Source organism: Streptomyces sp. DvalAA-43 (assembly GCF_900091725.1).
GTDB classification, from domain to species: Bacteria; Actinomycetota; Actinomycetes; order Streptomycetales; family Streptomycetaceae; genus Streptomyces; species Streptomyces pulveraceus.
Window position 1 is genome coordinate 99980 of the sequence record NZ_FMBW01000030.1, and the last position, 18716, is coordinate 118695.

Sequence of the window (18716 nt, forward strand, 5' to 3'; positions counted from 1 at the left end):
GGCGGGACGGGCGACGGGTTCCGGACGGCCGGACGGACCGGGGCCGTACGGACCTGCACGGCGTCGTGACCGAACGGGCCAGGGGCCGGACAGGCCACGGGCCGAACGAGCCACGGGCCGGAGAGGCCGAGGACCGGACCGGCACCACGGCACGGCCGGACAGACCGAGAACCCGACCGGCACCACGGCATGGCCGGTCTGCGTCGGTGCTCGGCGCTGTGGCCGGAATGCGTCGTAGACGGGGACGGTCCCGCTCGGCGGGCGCCCGGCCCGGACCGTCCGTCTCGTGCGGAGGGCCGCTCATCGCTGGACACACACCGTTCGTCTCCATCTCTTGCACAGTTGTGCCCGAGGCCCTCACAGAAATGATCTCAGCGTCTACTCTTTGGCCGAAAGATTCCACAAGCAGGTGCACGGGCAGTCAGCGCGGCAGCCGCAGACCGGATCCCGCGGTCGACCTCCGGGGATGCGTGCGGCCGTACGGGACCAGGCAGCGGGGGCACACGTGGGCGACAACGAGATGTCCGTGTTCGGAGTCTCGGAGGCCGAGGAAGAGATATACCGGCATTTCCTGCGCAACCCCGGCACCACCACGGACCATCTGCACCTCCTTCTGCACACGACCCCGGCGTCCGCGCGCACTCACGTCGAGCGGCTCCAGAAGCTGGGGCTGCTCCACCCCGAGGAACCGGATCTGCGCGTCTTCCCGACCGATCCCGAGATCGCCGTGGCGCACCTGATCGATCTGCGGTTACACGCCCTGCACCAGGAGTTCCAGCGCGTCACCCGGTCCCGGCATGTCATCGACGGCCTGCGTGCGGAGCAGAACACCCGTAAGCCTCCCGCGGCGGGGATCGAGCAGTTGGAGGGGCTCGCGCAGATCCGCAACCGGATCGACGACCTCGCGTTCTTCGCGCGGGAGGAGATCCTCTCCGTGGAGCCGTACACCAAGCTGTCGCCGGAGAACATCGCCCGCTCGCGCCCCCTGGACCTGCGATGTCTGCGGCGCGGCGTAAAGATCCGGAACGTGGTGATCCGGGATGCCCTGCGGGATCCGGCGACCGCCGCGTACCTGAAGGAGCTGGCCGGGCACGGGGCCATGATCCGGGTGACGGAGCGCGGCGCCGAGCGGCTGCTGGTCTACGACCGCAAGGCGGCGCTCGTTCCGCTGGACCCGCACGACACCTCACGTGGTGCGCTGCTGGCCCACCGCAGCGGCCTGGTGTGCAACATCATCGCCCTCTTCGAGAAGATCTGGGACCAGGCGGCGGACCTCGCTCAGGCGGAGGGCGAGGCGGAGGAAGCGCCGGACGACCGCCTGTCGGAGACCGAGCACCGGGTTCTGGTCTCCATGTGCTCCGTGGGCAAGGACGAGGCGGGCGCACGCGAACTGGGCGTCTCGGTACGCACGTACCGGCGGTACGTGGCCGAGCTGATGCAGACCCTCGGCGCCGCGAGCCGCGCCCACGCCGCACTGCTCGCCCGGGAGCGCGGCTGGATCTGAGTGCTCGGGGCTCTCAGGGCTCTCAGGGCTCCTTCCCCGGTCCGGGAACACGGCCGGATCCGAGCCCTCGGGGCTCCTCCGCCCAGCCGTCCAGTACCCAGCCGTCCAGTGCCCGGTCGGCGAGGGCACCGGCGACGGCCCGGCGGACCGCGCCCGGGTCGACGGCCTCGTCGAGGGCGATGCGCAGGGTGATCCGGTCGGGGCCCACCGACCGGGGGGCGCAGAGCCAGTGGGTGGGCAGCAGGCTCAGCAGCCGTACGACGGTGGTCTCGCCCGTCGCGGCGGTACCGTCGCGACGGACGGCGACCAGGTCGACGTGGCCGGTGCCGTGTGCCGTCTCGTGGCCGGGGCCGTGTGTCATCCCCTGGTCGGTGCCATGCGCCGCCTCGTGGCCGGGGCCGTGTGTCATCCCCTGGCCGGTGCCGTGCGCCGTCTCGCCCCGGCGGGTCATGCGGTGCCCCCTGCCGGGGCGAGGAGCCGCCGCGCGGCCGACGCCATGGCCGCGATCCCGGTGGGCAGGGCGGTACGGGCGTCCGGGGCGAACTCCGGCGCGTGGTTCGGCGGCACCGGCGGACCGCCGTCCCGGGCCCGGCGCCACGGCCCGGCCCCCGTGACACCGAGCAGCCAGTACACCGTCGGCACTCCCCCGGCGCCGAACCGGGCGAAGTCCTCGGTGGCCGTGAGCGGGCCGGTGCCAACGACCCGGTGCGGGCCGAACAGCTCCTCGTGCGCCCGGCGCACCGCGGCGGTGGCGGCCCCGTCGGTCAGCAGGGCGGGCGAGCGGGCGGTGACGGTGAAGTCCGGGTCCTCCGGGCAGCCGGACGCCGCGCACTCGGCCCGCACGATCCGCAGCGCGGCGGCCACCATCCGGTCGACGGCCGGTTCGGAGAGCGCCCGTACGCACAGCGAGAGGTCCGCGGTGTCCGGGATCACGTTGGCCGGGCCCCCGGCCCGCATCGCACCGACGGTCAGCACCGCGTGCTCGGCCGGGGCGGTCTCCCGGGACACGACGGACTGGAGCCGCAGCACCGTCGCCGCCGCCGTGAGGACCGGGTCGACGGCCAGGTGCGGCGCTCCGGCATGACCGCCGCGCCCGTACAGGGTGATCTCCACCGACGCACTGGCCGCCATCAGCGGCGTACCGGGGTCCGCGGCGTGCGCGAGGGTGCCCGCGGGCGAGGGCGAGGTGTGCTGGGCGAGCACCGCGTCCGGGGTGCCGAAACGCTCGTACAGACCGTCCGCCAGCATCTCCCGCGCCCCGGTCAGCGTCTCCTCGGCCGGCTGGCCCGCCACCAGGACCGTGCCCCGCCAGGCGGACCTGGTCCGGTCGAGTTCGTCCACCGCGCCGGTGACCGCGGCGAGGTGGAGGTCGTGGCCACAGGCGTGCATCATGCCCGGCACGGTGCTCGCATAGGCCAGGCCGGTGCGCTCGGTGACCGGAAGGGCGTCGAATTCGGTGCGGAGCATCACCGTCGGACCGTTCCCGTTGCGCAGGACGCCGACCAGTCCGTGGCCGCCGCCGACCTTCCGGGTCACCGTGCAGCCGCTCGCCTCCAGCCGGGCGGCGAACAGGTCCGCGGTGCGCCGCTCGGCCCCGGAGAGTTCGGGGTGGGCGTGGATGTCGAGGTACAGCTCCAGCGCCGGACGCAGAACCTCCCGCGCCACCGGGGGCGGTCCGGATTGTCCGGAACGTTGCGGGGGCGGGGGGCCGGGCGGGGACTCGGCTGTCTCCTGCATGTCATCTCACCTCGTTCCGCTGGGCGGGCCGGGTCGTCTTCCTCCCGGCCCGCCGGGCACGTGTGGGGCCGGCTGCATCAGCCTGCGCCGCCCCGGCTTCATCAATGCGGCGTTCCGCTGTCATGGGGTGTCAGCGGTCTGACAGCGAAACCGCTGCCGATCCGACAGCGGCCCCCGCTGGAATGGCGTCAGCGCAGGGGAACGGTGCCGGATCCGCCGGTTCGTCCCCGACGACCAAGGGAGAACACCATGGCCCCCAAGACCGAGCTCGCCACCCTCGCCGACGAGATCCTGGAGCTGGAGTCGGAGACCTTCGAGATCTCGGACTACTCGGACGCCGCGGAGGTCGTGCTCGCCGGTTCGACGTCCTGCTCCTCGACCTCGACCTGCTCCAGCACCACCAGCACCACCTCCTGCTGCGCCTGACCGGTCCGTCGGCCGCACGTCGTCCGCAAGACCACAGGCCCTCCCCGTGCCGTGAGCACGGAGAGGGCCTGTGCGCTGTCGGCGCCCGTCCGCACCGGCCGGCGCGGACGTCGGAGCGGTCACGGGAGCGGTCACGGGAGCGGTCACGGGAAGGGGTGCGGAACCCGTTTGACCGCGGACTCCGGCAGGTCGTCGGCGCGTCTGCCCGCGGCCCGCGGCGCGGTGCGCAGCCGGGGCATCAGCAGGGCACGCTGCCGTGCCCAGCCGAAGTCCAGCGGCAGCAGGCCGGGGACGACCGCGGCGACCGTGTGCAGGCCCATGCGGCGCTGCTCGGGGGTGGTCTGGTCGACGGCGATGACATCGTGTCCGGCGGAGACGAGCTGGTCGCGCAGGAGATTCAGGTCGTCCAGCAGGTCCCCGGTGCGCGGGCGGCGCGGCTGCCAGTCGGCGAAGGTGTCGGCCAGCGGGCGCACGGCGACCGGTTCCAGGTACTCCCGGGCGTGTTCGGCCATTTCGGGCAGTCCGTACAGCTGGGCGTGGTCCTTGAGCTGCCGCACCCGGCCGAAGTCCGCTGCCATGGAGGTGAGTTCGGCGTGCCGTTCGGCGACCTGGTAGGGCAGGTGCGGGATGTAGGTGAGGACTTCGGACAGCGCCGACTCGACGGTCGCCTCCGGGTCGAATCCGGCGGCGGCGGCGAACGACAGGGCGCCGTATCCGCCGTCCCGGCGCACGGCGAGGGCGGTGACGACGGGCACGGCCAGGTCCATCCGGGTGTCGAAGGCGTGGACGTCGTAGCCGTGCAGTCCGGCCCGGTCGATCATGCTGCGGACGGCCGGGGAACGGCAGGTCGCGAGGTCGATCGCGGTGAGCGGGGTCCGGGCGTGCCAGGCCAGCAGGAAGGCGTCCCGTTCGACGATCTCCAGCAGCCCGTAGAGGATCGCCTCCTCCGGACTGCCGCCGGTGGCACAGCCGTTGGAGCATTCGAAGACGAAGTTGTCGGCCTCGACCCCGGCGCTGTAGTGGGCGAGCCGGGCGGGCACGAGGACCGGCCGGTCGTCGCGCAGCGAGTGGCCCCACACCCAGGGGATGGGGCGGTCGGGGTCGAACGGGGAGACCATCGGGTCGTTCGCGTAGGTCTCGGGGGCGTAGAGGCCGCAGGCGGCGGGGTCCAGGGCGTGGCCGGCGAGGCGGTGGTAGCTGTCCACGACGGGCGAGGTGCCGCGCCTGCGCGTGGTGCCCGCGTAGCGTTCCAGGCCCTCCAGGCGGGCGAGGACACGGCTGGTGTCGTAGCTGTTGGCCTGGCCGCTCCAGGTGACGTCGTTCAGACCGGCGTAGCCGCGGACGAAGTGAGTTCCGGCGGCGGGTGCGGTGGTGGTGGACGTCGGGTTGATCCAGAGGTCCGAACCGAGGGCGCCGCAGACCGGGTTGACGAGGGCGGCGGTCGGCAGCGGGTACGAGGACAGCGGTCGCAGCCGGTAGCCGTCGGGGTCCGGTTTCGGGGCCGGGCCGAGGTGCATGCGGGCCGCATCGGCGGTGTCCGGCACCTCCTGGACGCAGAAGGGGCAGAGCGGCTCGGGCAGGATCGGGAAGGTCGCGGTGGCAAGGGTGACCAGGTCGATCCGGCTGACCCGGGGCAGGGCCCGGTCCGCGGGGGATGCCTCGGGCAGGCCGTGGTCTCCGCCGAGGACCGCCCGGTAGAGGGCCCAGACGGCGTCGGCCGCGTAGGCGGTGAGGACCGGCCAGTGGACGGCGCCGTTCGGTTGCCGTCCGAGTTCCAGGGCCTCGCGCTCGGAGCGGCTGCGCAGCCGCTGCCAGCGCATGGCGAGGCACTGGCCGCAGGCGGCGGTTCCCGGCTCGCCGCCCCAGGGGCCGATCAGTACCGCACGGGAGGTGAGCTGGACGTTGGCGGCCGGGCGGAGGTCCGCGTACGGGTCGGGTCCGCCGAAGCCGAGCGTGTCGGCGGCGCCGAGGGAGACGACACGGGGGGCGGGCAGGGCCGCCGGGGCGGGCAGTTCCCGGTGGCGGCGGGCGAGTTCGTCGTGCAGCGCGGCACGGGCCTCCTCCAGCGGGGTCTCGCCGCGCACCGGGGACGGGGCGGGTGCCGTCGTCATGACTTGTCGCTCCAGCGGAAGGTCTTGATCGCGATCGCGCCCAGGACGACGGCGAACCCGGCGAGCACCACGCAGGCCAGGCCGATGTCGCCGGTGGTGCCGCCGCCGGTGAGGGAGCCGGTGATCCCGTCGTTGAGGTAGCGCAGCGGCAGCACCCGGGACAGGTTCTGCATCCAGCCCGGCATCGCGTCCAGCGGGAAGAACGAACCGGACAGGAACGCCATCGGGATCATCAGGCAGTTGGCCACGGCGGCGACGGCCTCGGGTGTCCTGGTGTAGCTGCCGACGATGACGCCCAGAGCGAGGAACGCGGTGATGCCGAGCACCAGGACGGGCAGGGCGAGGGGCCAGCGGCCGTCCAGCTCCAGGCCGAACGGAGGCAGCAGGGCGACGGCCACGAAGAGGACGGCCTGGACGGCGCCGATGGCGAGCGCCAGGACGTACCGGGAGGCGAGGAGGGCGGATACCGGTGTCGGGGTCATCCGGATGAGGCGCAGGATGTCGTCGCGCCGCCACTGCATGAGGACGAAGCCGACCCCGAACACGGCGGCGTTGCCGACGCCCCAGGACAGGACGCCGGGGGCGATGTAGTTGATGTAGGGCAGGCCACTCTCCTCGACCGTCTTCCCGTGGAAGATCAGTCCGAAGACGACGAGGAAGATGAGCGGGAAGGCGAAGGTGAAGAAGAGCGTGGTCTTGTCGCGTGTGTAGGCCCGGTATCCGGCCTGGCTCAGCGCCGCGTATGCGCTCATCGGGAGATCTCCGTATCACTGCTGAAGTCGGTGGGTGGGGCGGGGCGGCAGGGCTCCCGGGGAAGGCGGGGGCGCGGCATCGGCGTCCGCTACTGCTGCGTGGTGGTACCGCTGTCGAAGCCGGTTCCGGTGCCGGTGAGCGCCAGGTAGACGTCCTCCAGGCCGGCGGTGCGGGTCTGCACGCCGCGCAGTCCGGCCAGGGCGTCGATCGCGGCGAGCACCTTGCCGGATTCGAGGGTTTCCAGCACGAGGGCGCCGGGCTCCTCGGTGACGGCGTCGACACCGTCGATGGCCTGGGCCTGTTCGAGGGTGATCCGGTCGTCGGGGACGACCAGCCGGGTGGTGGGAGCGGCGGCCGCGATGAGGTGGGCGGGGCTGTCCAGGGCGACGACGGCACCGTCGGCCATGATCGCGACGCGGTCGCAGAGCGCCTCGGCCTCGTCGAGGTGGTGGGTGGTGTAGATGATGGTGCGGCCCTCGCCCTTGAGGTCACGCAGCACCTGCCACAGCGCCCGCCTGGCCTGGGGGTCGAGGGCGGCGGTGGGCTCGTCCAGGAAGATCACTTCGGGTTCGTGGACGAGCGCGGAGGCGATGGCCAGGCGCTGGCGCTGGCCGCCGGAGAGGTCGTCCACCCGGGTCCCGCCCTGTTCGGTGAGGCCGACGGAGGCCAGCGCCCGGTCCGCCGCCGCATGGTCCGTCCGGTAGAGCGCGGCCATGGTGCGCAGGTGCTCGCGGGCGGTGAGGCGGACGAAGAACGCCGAGCTCTGGGTCTGCACGCCGAGCCGGGGTAGCAGCTCCGGGTTGCGTGGCCAGGGGCTGGTGCCGAGCACGGTGACGGTCCCGGAGTCGGCCTTCCGCTGGCCCTCCATGATCTCGACGAGGGTGGTCTTGCCGGCCCCGTTGGGACCGAGCAGTCCGAAGAACTCGCCGCGCCGCACGGTGAACGACACCCCGTCGACGGCGTTCCGGTCGCCGTACCTCTTGTGCACGGCGTCGAGGACGACGGCCTGTGCGGACCGGTCGCCGTCCGGGCCTGCCTGGTTGCCCGGGGAGGCGGAGGGGGCGGTGGGGGTCATGGAACTCTCCTTGTCCGCCGCTGATCGGCGGTCTGGTGGGTCGGGCCTGTGGAGGGGGACGGTCGGCGGTGGAGGGGCCGGGTGGTCGGGCGGTCAGGTGGTCAGGTGGTCAGGAGGCGATGGGCCGCCGCCACGACGGCTGCCGCGATGCCCACGAGCACCAACACCGCGCCCAGCCCGTAGGCGCGGTACGCGTTCCGGGCCCGGCGCGGGTAGTCGCCCGCCGCGGGGTCGCGGCGGGCGGCCAGGCGCAGGTAGGCGACGGTCGAACCGGCCAGTTCGGTGGCCCCGCACAACTGGCTCGCGATCCGGTAGCCGTCGAGCGGCGGGAACGGGACGAGCATGGCCAGCGCCTGCACGCTGCCCAGGAGCAGCAGCGCGCCGAGTGCGTCGCGCGTCGCGGTGTCCAGGGGGGCGAACAGCCACAGCGCGCAGAACGGCAACAGGAACAGCAGGTTCATCACGGCGCCGGCCAGCGCCGTCTGGATGCGTTGCCAACGGGAGCCGAGGTAGAGGTAGTTGCCGACCGTGCAGTACATGATGACCACGGGCAGTCGCCAGCGCAGTCCGATTTCGGCCACGGTGCCGCCATGGTGCCGGGCGACCACCCCGTGGGCCAGTTCGTGCAGCGCGGTGCTGAACCAGAGCAGCGTGGCGGCCCCCACCAGCAGCACCGGATTGCCGAACAGCCCCTTGGTGGCGTCGAGCAGTTCACCGATCCGGAGGGCGGCCACCACCTCCATCGCCAGCACCAGGGCCAGCAGTGGCACCAGCCAGCCGGGCGTCAGCAGGAAGCCGACCGCCCGGTGCAGCCGGTCGGTGGTGGCGTCCGCGTCGGCGACCAGCCGGATGCTGCCGCGCAGCAGCCCGCGGTCGGGCTCGGCGGGCGCGGACGCGGGCCCACCGGCCGGGCGGGCGGGCGCCCCGGCCAGCAGTCCGCGAGTGCCGAGCATCCGCAGGATCTGCTGCCAGCGGGCGCCGTCCAGCCTGCGCCCGTACTCCCGCGCGTACTCCTCGCCGATCTCCGCCAGGCTGCGGCTGCCGTCCATCCGGGCGATCAGGAAGTGCTCCTTGGCCCCGACCCGGAACGAGCCGCCCCCGGCGGTGTCCTTGATCAGGTGCACCGTCGCCGCGCCCTGGAGCATCGCGTCGCTCAGCAGGACCTGGGGGCCCAGCTCGGGCCGGTACTCGGCGAGGCCCTCGACGGCCCTGGGCGGGATGGCGCTCATCCCGGCTCCCGCAGCGCCCGGCCGAGGACGTGCGCGAGATACGCCTCGTCCCGGATCGTCACGTGCAGCCGGTTGTTGGTCATGTGCATGTACGGGGAGAGCAGCAGCGGCAGCGAGGCCGCCGGATCGGTGACGACTTCGTCGCGCTCCCCGTCCCAGGACCGGAAGACCAGATCGCCGTTGCGGCTCAGCCCGACCGCGCGTTCCCGCAGTTCGGCGCAGTGCTCGGCCCATCCGGCGAGGAAGCCGGGCAGCCGCGCCGTGCCACCCTCCCCGGTCCCGGCGTCAGCCGGTGCGGCGACGGCGGCGCGGACACGGGCGAAGCGGGCGGCCAGGCCGGGAGCCATGGCCGCGTAGTTGCGGTCGTACTCGTCGCTGCCGATGAACCCGGTACCGGGGAACGCCTTGTGCCAGAACTCGTAGTAGCTGTCCAGGTAGTCGGCGAGCTCGGTGCGGTCCGGCAGGAACGCGGCGGACATCACCATCATCAGCTGGGCGGAGGTGCCGAGCAGCACGGTCCTCAAGTGGAGGTTCTTCGTCCGGAAAGCGTCGATGACCAGGTCGCTGGAGTGCCGGAAGTGCCATTCGGCCAGCTCGATCCCGGCCGGGCCGCCGTATTTGCCGTACTCCGGCTCGTACGGCTCGGCGCTGCGCGAGTTGTTCGGCCGCAGCCGCATCCGGCCCTGGTCGTCGGTGAAGTGACCGCGCTCGGCACCGGGGAACTCGATGTCGAACAGGGTGTTGTAGAAGTCGTTGAGGAAGCCGGAGTCCACCTCGTACAGGGCGGGCCGTTCGGCGAGGAACGCGTCCACCGCCGCTTCCGTCCGGCGCCGGACCTCGGCCTCGGCCCCGGGGGACGCGGGCCTGATCCGCAGCCGGACGTGCGGCCCCTCCAGCCAGTAGTTGATGAAGAAGTAGCCGTCGAGCAGGCCGTCCGCCGTCAGCTCCTCGACCAGCGGGCGGACGCACTGGGTCAGCATGGGCCGCGGGTTGGCGGCGTAGAAGATGTGCGTGGCCTGCCAGGCTCCCGCCCGGCCGGTGCCGGTGGTGGCGGTGGTACCGGCGGCGGTCCGCGCGGGTTGCGCCGTACTCATGACGGGTTGGTCCTTTCGACGGGGGCGGCGGTCTCCACCGCGAGTTCGGCGACGTGGCGGCCCCGGCCGGAGACGGTGTGCAGGCCGTCCTCGTCGGGGAGCATCTCCCGGAACACGACCCGTGCCCCGGCCGTCTTGATCAGGGCCTCGAACGCGGCCAGCGAGAGCGGGCTGTCGAAGTCGACGTAGCAGGGTTTGGCGCCGGTCGCGCCGCGCGCCCCGCTGTCGGCGACGGTCGCGAACACCCGGTCCGGCAGCCCGTGGGCGCGGCGGAACGCCTGCCAGCCCAGGAACCACGCGTCGTCCGCTCCGGCCGGCGGGCGCAGCGGCAGTCCGGCGGCGGGCGCGCTCCAGCTCCGCCGGCTGAGGACCACGCTGCCGTGCCGGACCCGGGGCCGGCTGGTGACCCCGTCGACCGGCGCACCTTCCGGGACGCCGCCCCACACGTTCAGCGGGGACATCGAGGTCGGCGAGAGCAGGAGCAGGGTGCGGGGCAGCTCGGGCAGGGCGAGCGGGACGAGGTATCCGAGGTAGACCGGCACCACCTCCCTGCCGAGCCGGGTGGAGCGCAGCACCAGACGGTCCGCGTCGCGGTCGTGGACGAGGTGGAGGTCGTCCAGGTGTATCCGGTACTCCTCGGGCAGGGTGCCGCGCTCGCCGGGGCAGACGATCTCGTACTCGGTGAGGCGGCCGTGCAGGTTGAGGTTGCTGGTCACCGGCCCGCCGGTGACCTCGGCGAGGACCGCGTCGTCGGGCAGCAGGTCCACGGTGGCGGCGAGGAGCTGCGCGTCGAGGCCGTCGAAGAGGTGGGTGAACCTGCTGAACGGGAAGGACACCCCGCCGTAGGAGCGGTTGAGCACGACCAGCGGGTCGCCGGGCCGGTCCGCGATCTGCACATGATGGGCCAGTGGCGCGAACTCGCCGTGCAGCGTGTCGAGTTCGGCGGCGACCTCGTCGAGGAGGGCACCGTCCAACCGGATTTCGGCACCGCCGTGCTCCGGCCGCCCGCCCCGGCCCGCCTCCCAGTCCGCCCACAGGCCGCGCATCCGCTCCACGAAGGTCTGCCGGGCGGTGTCGAGGGCCTTGAGCTGCGGCAGCGACAGCCAGTTCTCCTCGGGGACGTAGGTGCCGTCCGCGTCGAAGGCGGTGCGCTTGGCGGTGAACGACATGTACTGGTCGAAGAAGTCCTCGTGGAAGTCGTGGACCAGTTTCAGCAGGTCGTCGCAGCGCCCGCCCTGCCCGTACCGGGCGAGGAAGAACCCCTTGAACGTGATGCGCTGCGGCAGTGTCAGGTCGAAGGCGGGAAGAACGCGCTCCACCGCCCCGAGCGGCCCGGCCGCCAGCCGCTCCCAGGCGGACGCCGACAGCTCGGTGTGCCGCCCGGCCGCCACGTCCTCGTAGAGCAGGGTCTGCGGGACCCGGGCCCCGTCCACGCCGAGCTCCTCCTCCTGGAGGGCGCGCAGCGCGGTACGCAACTCCCCCATCAGCGCCCGGCGTCCGGCCGGGTCCGCGTCGGCGAACCGCTCGATCCCGGACGCCGGGGCCTCCAGCCGCCCGGCGAGCCGGTCGGCCCAGGGACGGCCGAGACCGCGCAGCGAGTCCTGGAAGGCACGCAGCGGATCGGTGTCGTGGACCTCGGTCCGCAGGCACGGCACCTGCACCATGCCGATGTCCAGAAGCGCCTGGAGGTACTGGGCGCACTCCTCCGGGTCCGCGTCCCGGTCCCTTGCGAGCCAGTCGGCCAGCTCCCCGTACCGGAGGGTGCCGCACTTCTCGAACAGGCCGAGGAGGCGTTCCAGGGTGCCGCTGCGGCGCAGGAAGAACAGCCGGTCCTTCACCGCGTCGAAGGTGACGGCGGTGTCCTCGTCGCCCTGGGTGATCCAGCGGCGGACGTAACGGACCCGGTCGTCGTCGCGGCCCCAGCCGGAGGCGGGCGCGACCGGCAGATCGGCCCGGCGCACCGGGTCGGCGATCACGGCCTCGGTGAGCCGTCCGACGGCGGCGACGTTCAGCCGCAGCCTGCCGTCCCACGTGTCGTCGACCCGCACCCGCAGGCCCCGGTCCGGGCCGCCCTCACCGTCCGGGCCGCCGTCCTGGCCGCCGCCCTCACCGAAGGTGCCGAGGGCGACCCCGGTGAACGTGGAGAACGGGCTCGTCTTGCACGCCGTGCGGTACAGGTACGAGAGGAGCGAGCGCTCGATCTTGCGCTGCTTCTTGTCCGGCGGCGCGGCGGCGTCGGACCGGACGTAGCCGTCCAGCTGCGCGTCCAGGGCCGGGGAGGCGAGCAGCAGCGCCTTGCGCAGCCGTTCCTCCCCCGCCAGGGCGCGCAGGTGCCCGCGGGCGCGGGCGGTCTCCGCGGCGAGCAGAGCGGCGCCCGCCGCCCGCTGCTCCTCCAGGCGGCGCCGTCCGGCGAGCCAGGCGGTCAGCGCGTCGCCGGCCGGCCCGTCGAGCCCGCGCACCAGGGCCAGGGCGCGGTCGGCCGCCCCGGGCCGGGGCAGCCGGTTGTTGAAGATGTCGCGGCGCAGCGCGAGCAGGGTGCGGCGCAGCGTCTCGTCCTCGCTGCCGCCGACCAGGTCGTGGAGCAGGTCGCCGAGCCGTTCGCCGTCGGCGCGCACCCGTTCGGTGGCGCGCAGGACGTCGTCGGCCCAGCGTCGGCTGTCCGGGCAGCGCAAGCCCCGCACGCTGTCGACGGGCAGCCCGGCGACCCGCAGCATGAAGCGGGGGCGGGTGACGGCCGCGGGGGCGGCGGTGGCCGGGTGTTCCGGCGTCATGGCGGGGTCTCCCCTTCTCGTTCCGGTCGTCTCGTGGAGCTCATGGGGCGGGCGCACTCAGGCGATCTCGTACCGGAAGTCGGCCGGGGCGGGCCGCTCGTTGCCGATCATCATGATCAGCAGCGGAGCCTCGCCGGTGCCGTCGAGGCCGAGTTCCTCGATGTACGAGATGTTGTCGAAGCCCAGGGCGACGCCGCAGCCGACGCCGAGGGCGGACGCGGTGGTGTACGTGGTCTGCGCGATCGCCCCGACGGTGGCGTTGACCAGGCGGTAGCCGCGGTCCCCGACGGCGTCGAGGACCGCGTCGGTGCGGACGGTGGGCACCAGGACCGCCGCCGCCTGCTCCAGGTTGTAGTTCGACAGGAAGTAGTTCTTCTGGAGGAAGACGCCCGGCGCGCCCGCCTTCACCAGGCGCAGGCTGTGTGCCTCGGGGTCGTACTCGTACGCCCCGGGTTCTATCCCGTCGACGTGGCCGACGAACGCGTAGAGCTTCGCCAGCCGGTGCCCGCCGCCGTCCCCTCCGATCAGCGAACCGGCCGCCGTGGCCGCCAGGCAGGACGCCAGCTGCTCGGCGGTCAGGGGGTGCTGGGCGTCGAAGCGGCCGAAGCTGCTGCGGCGGGCGCGCAGCGCGGTACGGACGTCGGTGGAGAGCGGCGGGCGGGGCGGCAGCGCCGTCGTGGGCCGGTCCGGGACGGCGGGGTGCGCGGCGGCCGGGGCGAGCGCACCGGGGCCGGGGCGCTCGGTGGCCCGGGCGGCCGTCACGGACTGCATCCGCCGCAGCGCGTCGAAACCGAGGACGGTGCGCGAGCGCTCCTGGTCACGGTGGCGCACCGACACCGGGACCGGGCCGGGGGTACGGGAGGCGACGGAACCGGCCCACTTCAGCGGGACGACGGCGAAGACGCCCTCCTCCACCGTGTCGATCCCGAGCAGCCGTCCGAGGCGTTCCTCGTCGAACCAGAGCGCGGGCTCGACGGACAGCCCGCGCGCCCCGGCCCACATCCGCCAGGTCTGGAGGCACGCGCCGAGGTCCATGGTCACGGCGTGGAAGGAGAAGTTGTTGTACTTGAAGGCGTTCTGCCAGTACTTGATGGACAGGACCAGGTACTGGTCGGTGTCCGGGCCCGGGGCCCCGTCCCCGAGCGCAGCCCGCACCTCCCCGGTCACGTCGCCGGTCAGCAGCCGCCGCATGGCGTGGTGCCGGGTGGAGTAGTAGTGCACCCCGGGCGGCACCGGGGCGCCGGGCCCGGAGACCCAGTGCACGGCGACCGGGTAGAGGCCGCCGCCGGAGGCGGTGCCCCGGGACCAGTTGGCGAGCGGGTAGAACGGCAGGGCGTTCAGGTCGGTGTTGGCCTGGACGCCGAGGCGGCGGCCGGTCAGCCCGTAGGAGTCACGGAGCATCCCGGACAGCAGCGCGAGGTCGAACGCGCCGTCCCCGCCGGTGTCCCGGGCCAGGCCCCGGTCCAGGTCCGCGTGGGCCGGGTAGGCGCAGTCGGGCAGCGGCGTGCTGTCGGTGCCGGGGTAGAACTTGGTCTTGCGCGGCCCGTCCGACCAGTTCGGCACGTAGTCGGCGGGGTCCATCGGGATGCGGCCGCGGTGAAGGATCGCGGTGGCGTATTCATGGGCGTACCCCATGGCGGGCTCCTCGGTCACGGAAAGGGGTGCGGGCGGTCGGCGGGGCAGCGGTCGCGGCGGGCGGCCCCGGGCGGTCGGCGGTCACGGGAAGGGGTGCGGGGCCGGGTTGAGGTCGGCGTCGGTCAGGTCGCGGTCGCGCAGCCCGGCGGCGCGCAGCGCGGTGCGCAGCCGGTCCATGCCGAGGGCGCGCTGTCTGCTCCGGCCGAAGTCGATCGGCAGCAGCCCCGGTACCAGGACGCTGACCGTGGTCAGCCCCAGTTCCCGCTGTTCCGGCATGGTCTGGTCGACGACGACCACATCGAATCCGGCGGCGGTGACGGCGTCCACGCACCGGTTCAGGTCCTCGCGCAGGTCGTCGGAGACCGGCGGCACCGACCCGTTCCCGTACAGCTCGTCGAAGGACCGCTTGGGAGGGCGCGGGGCGCCCGGTTCACCGAGCAGGAAGTGCGCGTGGTGGCCCATCTCGGGCAGGCCGTAGACCAGCGGGTGGTCGTGCAGCGCCTCGACCTGGTCGAAGTCGGCGGCCATGGCGCGCAGCCGGTCCCGGTCGCGCTCGGTGCGGCGGGGCAGGTTGACCGCGTCGGTGGCGATCTCGCACAGCGCCCCGGCCAGGCCCGCCTCCGGGTCGAGGCCGGCCCCGGCACCGAAGCACATCAGGCCCGGCCCGCCGTCCCGGCGCACCGCCACCCCGGTGACGACCGGGATCGGGAAGGTGATCCGGGTGTCGAAGAAGCGGGCCTCGTAGCCGTACATCTCCAGCCGGTCGATCATCCGCCGGGTGGCGGGGCGGCGGCTGCTGGCCGGGTCGATCTCCGGCAGCGCCGCCCGCCCGTACCAGGTGAGCAGGAAGGCGTCGCGCTCGACGACCTCCATCAGCCCGCAGTAGACGGCCTCCTCCAGGCAGCCGCCGGAGGCGCAGCCGTTGGAGCTCTCCTGGACGAAGCGGTTCTCCAGTCCGGGGGCGTGGTAGTACGTGAGGACCTCGGGCACCAGGATCGTGCGCCGGTCGCGCAGCGACCAGCCCTGGACCCAGGGGACCGGGCGGTCCGGGGTGAAGGGGGCTACCCGGGGGTTGGCGCGGTGGAACGCGTCCGAGTACAGCCCGCAGACCCGGGGGTCGAGCGCGTGCTCGCCGCGGGCCCGCAGGGCGTTCAGGGAGTCCGTCGTCCCGGCCCGCTTGGCCCGGGGCCGCATGCCCGCGTACCGCTCCAGCCCCTCCAGCACCCCGATCCGCATGGACTCGGCGTAGGTGTCGGCGTGGCCGCCCCAGAACGTCTCGCGCAGGTACTCGCCCGAGCGCATCGAGAAGCAGCCGATGGTCGCCGAGGTGGAGGTGGAGGAGACGTCCTGGACGACGGACGGGCCGAGCGAGCCGCACACCGGGTTGGCGTAGGGCTCGACCGGCAGGTCGTACGCCTCGATGTCCCGGACCCGGAAGCCGCCGGGGCGGCGCTTGGGCGCGGGGCCCAGGACGAGCTCCGCCGCCTCGGCGGTGTCCTGCTCGCTCATCCCGCAGCGCGGGCACTCGGGGTCGGGGACGAACGGATAGTGACGGACCGTCAGCGTCTCCAGGTCCACCAGGTGCACCGCCGGGCGGGTGCCGGTCCGCGGCCCGGCACCGGCCAGCCTGGCCGCGACCAGTCCGGCCAGGGCGTGCACGGCGAACGGTGTGGGGTACGGGGACTCCCCGGCCGCCCGGGTGCCGGAGCCGAGCTCCAACGCCTCGCGCAGCGCGACGGAGCGGACCGCCTGCCAGCGGCGCTCAAGGCACCGGACGCAGGCCCGCCCGCCGTCGCGCTTCCCGGACGCGAGGGGTGCGAAGGGGCCGACGACGGCGTGCCGGCCGTAGAACCGCACGGGCACGGCGCCGGATCCGGCGGACGCACCGGGGCCGCCGGACGCGCCCACCGCTCCGCCCGCTTCGCCTATACCTCCTACTCCGCCCGCACCGCCCGCACCGTCCGCTCCGCCTACACCCCCTACTCCGTCCACTCCGCCCGCGAAGGCGTCGCGCACCCCGAGCGGTGCCACGTCCAGCGGGGGCGGTGTCCCGTACCCGGCCAGCGCCTCCCGGAGCGCCGTCGTGAGGGCATGTGCGGTCCGGGACAGCACGGGAGCCTCCCGGACCGGAGCGTCAACGGGCATCGGTGCCGGCCTCTCCGCCCGCCGTCAGCAGCACCCGGGCGGTGCTGATGCCGCCCGCGGCGAGGTCGGCCGGGGTGGTCGGCACGTACAGGGCGTCCCGGCCGGCCTCGCGCAGCGCGTCGAGGACCGCGTCGAACGTGGTCGCGGGCCCGTCCACGGCGACCGGGGCACCGGCCACCGCGACGCTCGCCGCGGCCAGGTCCCGGACCAGCGGGTCGCCGGTGTCCACCGGGGTGTCCGGGTCCTCGGCGGCCAGCTGTGCCTGCCCGAGCAGGTCCCGCAGCGCCGCGCAGGCCGCCGCCCGGCGCGAGAGCCCGGCACCGACCGCCCAGCGTCCCCGGGCGTTGCCGCCGTCCGCCTCCCGGGCCAGCACCGCATGGGCCGTGGTGCGCCCGTGCTCGCCCAGCTCCAGAAGCTCGACCGCGAGGTCCAGGTTGACGGCGGACTTCAGCAGGAACACCAGCTCCGGGTCGTCGCCGTCGGTGGCGACCGGGCGGACCTCGGTGGTGCCGCGGACCGCCCGCAGCAGGGCGTCGTGCGCCAGCGCCGACATCAGGCCGGTCCCCGCCGCCTCCCGGGCGTCGGCCCCGGCCCCCGAGCCGGCCGCCGTCGCGAGGTGGACGCGCCCCCGGTTGTGCGCGCCGAAGGTCCGCACGGCCGCGGCGGGCACCCGGACCGCGTCCCTGCCGGTCAGCGAGGTCGCCACGGTCCAGGCGTCCGGGACCGCCCCGGTGCCGCCGCCGGTGGTCAGCGCGTCCGGGCCGAGCACCCGGTCCGCCGTCCCGGCCGCCGCCGACGCGTCGAGCGGCACCACGTGTTCGACGTACGCGGCCGCCGCCGCGTACAGGGCCCGCATCCGCGCCCCCGCCAGGTGGTGCACGTCGAAGGCGGCGATCCGCCGCCGCTCCCCGGCGCCGAGCGCCACCTCGACCCGGCTGATCTTCAACGGGGTCTGGGTCAGCGCCTCGTCGTCCCAGCTCCGGAAGATCCCGGTGTGCGGGCGCACCATCGCCGCGCTGTGCCGGTTCAGTTCCCCGACCAGTTCCTCGGCGTCGCGGGCGGTCTCCACCGTCGCGGTGACCGGCAGCGCGAGCCCGTCCGGCAGGGCCGCGGCGGGCTCGTGGCCGTCCGCGCCCGCGCAGCGCGCGCAGCGGGGGTGCGGGGCGACCGGTTCGGCCACGACGTCCAGCGAGGCGAGGTCCTGGATCAGGACCTGGCGGTCGGTCTCGGCGGGCAGCACACCGGTGGTGAGGCGGAAGACCTCGTAGCCCAGGAGGTTGCCCACCATCGCGGCGACCGGTCCGGTCACGGTGTCCGGGCACACGGGCACCGCCCCCGCCGCCCGGCTCCACAGCTCGGCCGCCGCTCCCGCGTCCACGTTGCCGCCCAGCCGCAGCACGGCGCAGGACCAGCAGCCGGTGGAGTCGGCGGTGGCCAGCGGTCCCACGACCAGGCGCTCGCCGAACTGCCAGGCGGGGATCAGGGTCCGGCCGTCGGGCACCCCGGCGGCCAGCAGCCGCTGGGTGCGCGGCCCGGCGCCGGTGCCGGTCACCACGACGACGTCGTACCCGTCGAGGTCGCGCCAGCCCGCGCCGGTCCCGGCGGTGACCCGTTCGACGTGTGCGGCCGCCCGGTCCGCCTCGGCCGTGACGTCGTCGGACTCCGTGTTCGTACCGATCCGCACGCACCCGTTGCGCAGCAGGCTCAGCGCGCACCAGCGGGCGGTCTCGTCGTCGCCGAGGACGGCGACCCGGGTGGCGCGGAACCGGGCGAAGCGCTCCGGTGCGCCGTCCGCGTAGTGGTCGATGTAGGCGATCTGCGCGGCGAAGCGCTCGGCGACCTCGTCGGGCACCGGGTCCGGTCCGGTGCCGGGCTCGGGAACGTCGCGGGCGAACTCGCGGGCGTAGAGGGTCTTGACGAGTTCCGCGGCCATCGCCCGCTGGGCGGGTCCGAAGCCCGCGCAGAGGTCGGCGAGCCGGTGGTGGCCTGTCAGGTGGGGCACGACGAGCGAGGCGAAGCGGTAGGCGGTGCGGCCTGCCAGGTGGAAGCCGCCGTCGGCGTTGTGGAAGAGCACCCCGCCGGGGGTCTCGGTGAACAGCACGTCCCGGCGGATGCGCGGCCGGGTCCCGGCCAGCGTGTCGAAGGCCGACGCCGCCGGGGCGGGGGTGCTTCGGGCGGGTTCGCCCGTCGGCACGGCGTCGGGGGCGCGCTCGGTGGTGGCGGCGGTCTCGGCCAT

At 74.2% G+C, this 18716-nt stretch carries 13 protein-coding genes; 2 read left to right on the top strand and 11 right to left on the bottom strand.

Annotated features, from left to right (window positions below; all coding sequences use genetic code 11):
* The first annotated feature begins 505 nt into the window (after positions 1 to 505).
* Entirely contained in the window at positions 506 to 1504 is a 999-nt protein-coding gene (locus GA0115234_RS06485; protein ID WP_176729089.1) for a helix-turn-helix transcriptional regulator, read from the top strand.
* Positions 1505 to 1526: 22 nt separating this feature from the next.
* Here the strand turns inward: GA0115234_RS06485 and GA0115234_RS06490 are convergent, their stop codons facing one another.
* Positions 1527 to 1955, bottom strand: a complete 429-nt coding sequence (locus GA0115234_RS06490; RefSeq protein ID WP_343335933.1) for a hypothetical protein — start codon at positions 1953 to 1955, stop codon at positions 1527 to 1529.
* Positions 1952 to 3241: an amidohydrolase gene (locus GA0115234_RS06495; protein WP_093539893.1), complete on the bottom strand. Its 1290-nt coding sequence runs from the start codon at positions 3239 to 3241 to the stop codon at positions 1952 to 1954. The genes GA0115234_RS06490 and GA0115234_RS06495 overlap by 4 nt, the downstream gene beginning before the upstream one ends.
* A 249-nt stretch (positions 3242 to 3490) precedes the next feature.
* On the opposite strand from GA0115234_RS06495, the gene GA0115234_RS06500 reads away from it, so the two are divergent.
* Positions 3491 to 3667, top strand: coding sequence for a thiazolylpeptide-type bacteriocin (locus GA0115234_RS06500; RefSeq protein ID WP_073790073.1), 177 nt, complete (start codon positions 3491 to 3493; stop codon positions 3665 to 3667).
* Positions 3668 to 3810: 143 nt separating this feature from the next.
* Here the strand turns inward: GA0115234_RS06500 and GA0115234_RS06505 are convergent, their stop codons facing one another.
* The 9 genes from GA0115234_RS06505 to GA0115234_RS06545 all read right to left on the bottom strand — a co-directional run bounded on the left by GA0115234_RS06505 (position 3811) and on the right by GA0115234_RS06545 (position 18716).
* A complete protein-coding gene (locus tag GA0115234_RS06505; protein WP_093539894.1) occupies positions 3811 to 5778 on the bottom strand; it encodes a TOMM precursor leader peptide-binding protein in 1968 nt (655 codons plus the stop codon).
* Positions 5775 to 6530 (bottom strand): ABC transporter permease, encoded by a 756-nt coding sequence (locus tag GA0115234_RS06510; RefSeq protein ID WP_093539895.1) that lies wholly within the window; start codon positions 6528 to 6530, stop codon positions 5775 to 5777. The genes GA0115234_RS06505 and GA0115234_RS06510 overlap by 4 nt, the downstream gene beginning before the upstream one ends.
* A gap of 89 nt (positions 6531 to 6619) precedes the next feature.
* Complete coding sequence (locus tag GA0115234_RS06515) at positions 6620 to 7606, bottom strand: ABC transporter ATP-binding protein (protein WP_093539896.1); 987 nt, start codon at positions 7604 to 7606, stop codon at positions 6620 to 6622.
* A gap of 101 nt (positions 7607 to 7707) precedes the next feature.
* Positions 7708 to 8835, bottom strand: a complete 1128-nt coding sequence (locus tag GA0115234_RS06520; RefSeq protein WP_093539897.1) for a M50 family metallopeptidase — start codon at positions 8833 to 8835, stop codon at positions 7708 to 7710.
* Positions 8832 to 9929: a lantibiotic dehydratase C-terminal domain-containing protein gene (locus tag GA0115234_RS06525; protein ID WP_093539898.1), complete on the bottom strand. Its 1098-nt coding sequence runs from the start codon at positions 9927 to 9929 to the stop codon at positions 8832 to 8834. The genes GA0115234_RS06520 and GA0115234_RS06525 overlap by 4 nt, the downstream gene beginning before the upstream one ends.
* A complete protein-coding gene (locus GA0115234_RS06530; RefSeq protein WP_237541116.1) occupies positions 9926 to 12700 on the bottom strand; it encodes a lantibiotic dehydratase in 2775 nt (924 codons plus the stop codon). Before GA0115234_RS06530 ends, GA0115234_RS06525 begins: the two co-directional genes overlap by 4 nt.
* A gap of 57 nt (positions 12701 to 12757) precedes the next feature.
* Positions 12758 to 14335 carry a SagB/ThcOx family dehydrogenase gene (locus GA0115234_RS06535; protein ID WP_093539899.1) on the bottom strand — a complete coding sequence of 526 codons (1578 nt, stop codon included), beginning with the start codon at positions 14333 to 14335 and terminating at the stop codon, positions 12758 to 12760.
* Between the two features lie 81 nt (positions 14336 to 14416).
* Complete coding sequence (locus tag GA0115234_RS06540) at positions 14417 to 16480, bottom strand: TOMM precursor leader peptide-binding protein (RefSeq protein WP_237541117.1); 2064 nt, start codon at positions 16478 to 16480, stop codon at positions 14417 to 14419.
* Positions 16470 to 18716, bottom strand: coding sequence for a TOMM precursor leader peptide-binding protein (locus tag GA0115234_RS06545; protein WP_093539900.1), 2247 nt, complete (start codon positions 18714 to 18716; stop codon positions 16470 to 16472). Before GA0115234_RS06545 ends, GA0115234_RS06540 begins: the two co-directional genes overlap by 11 nt.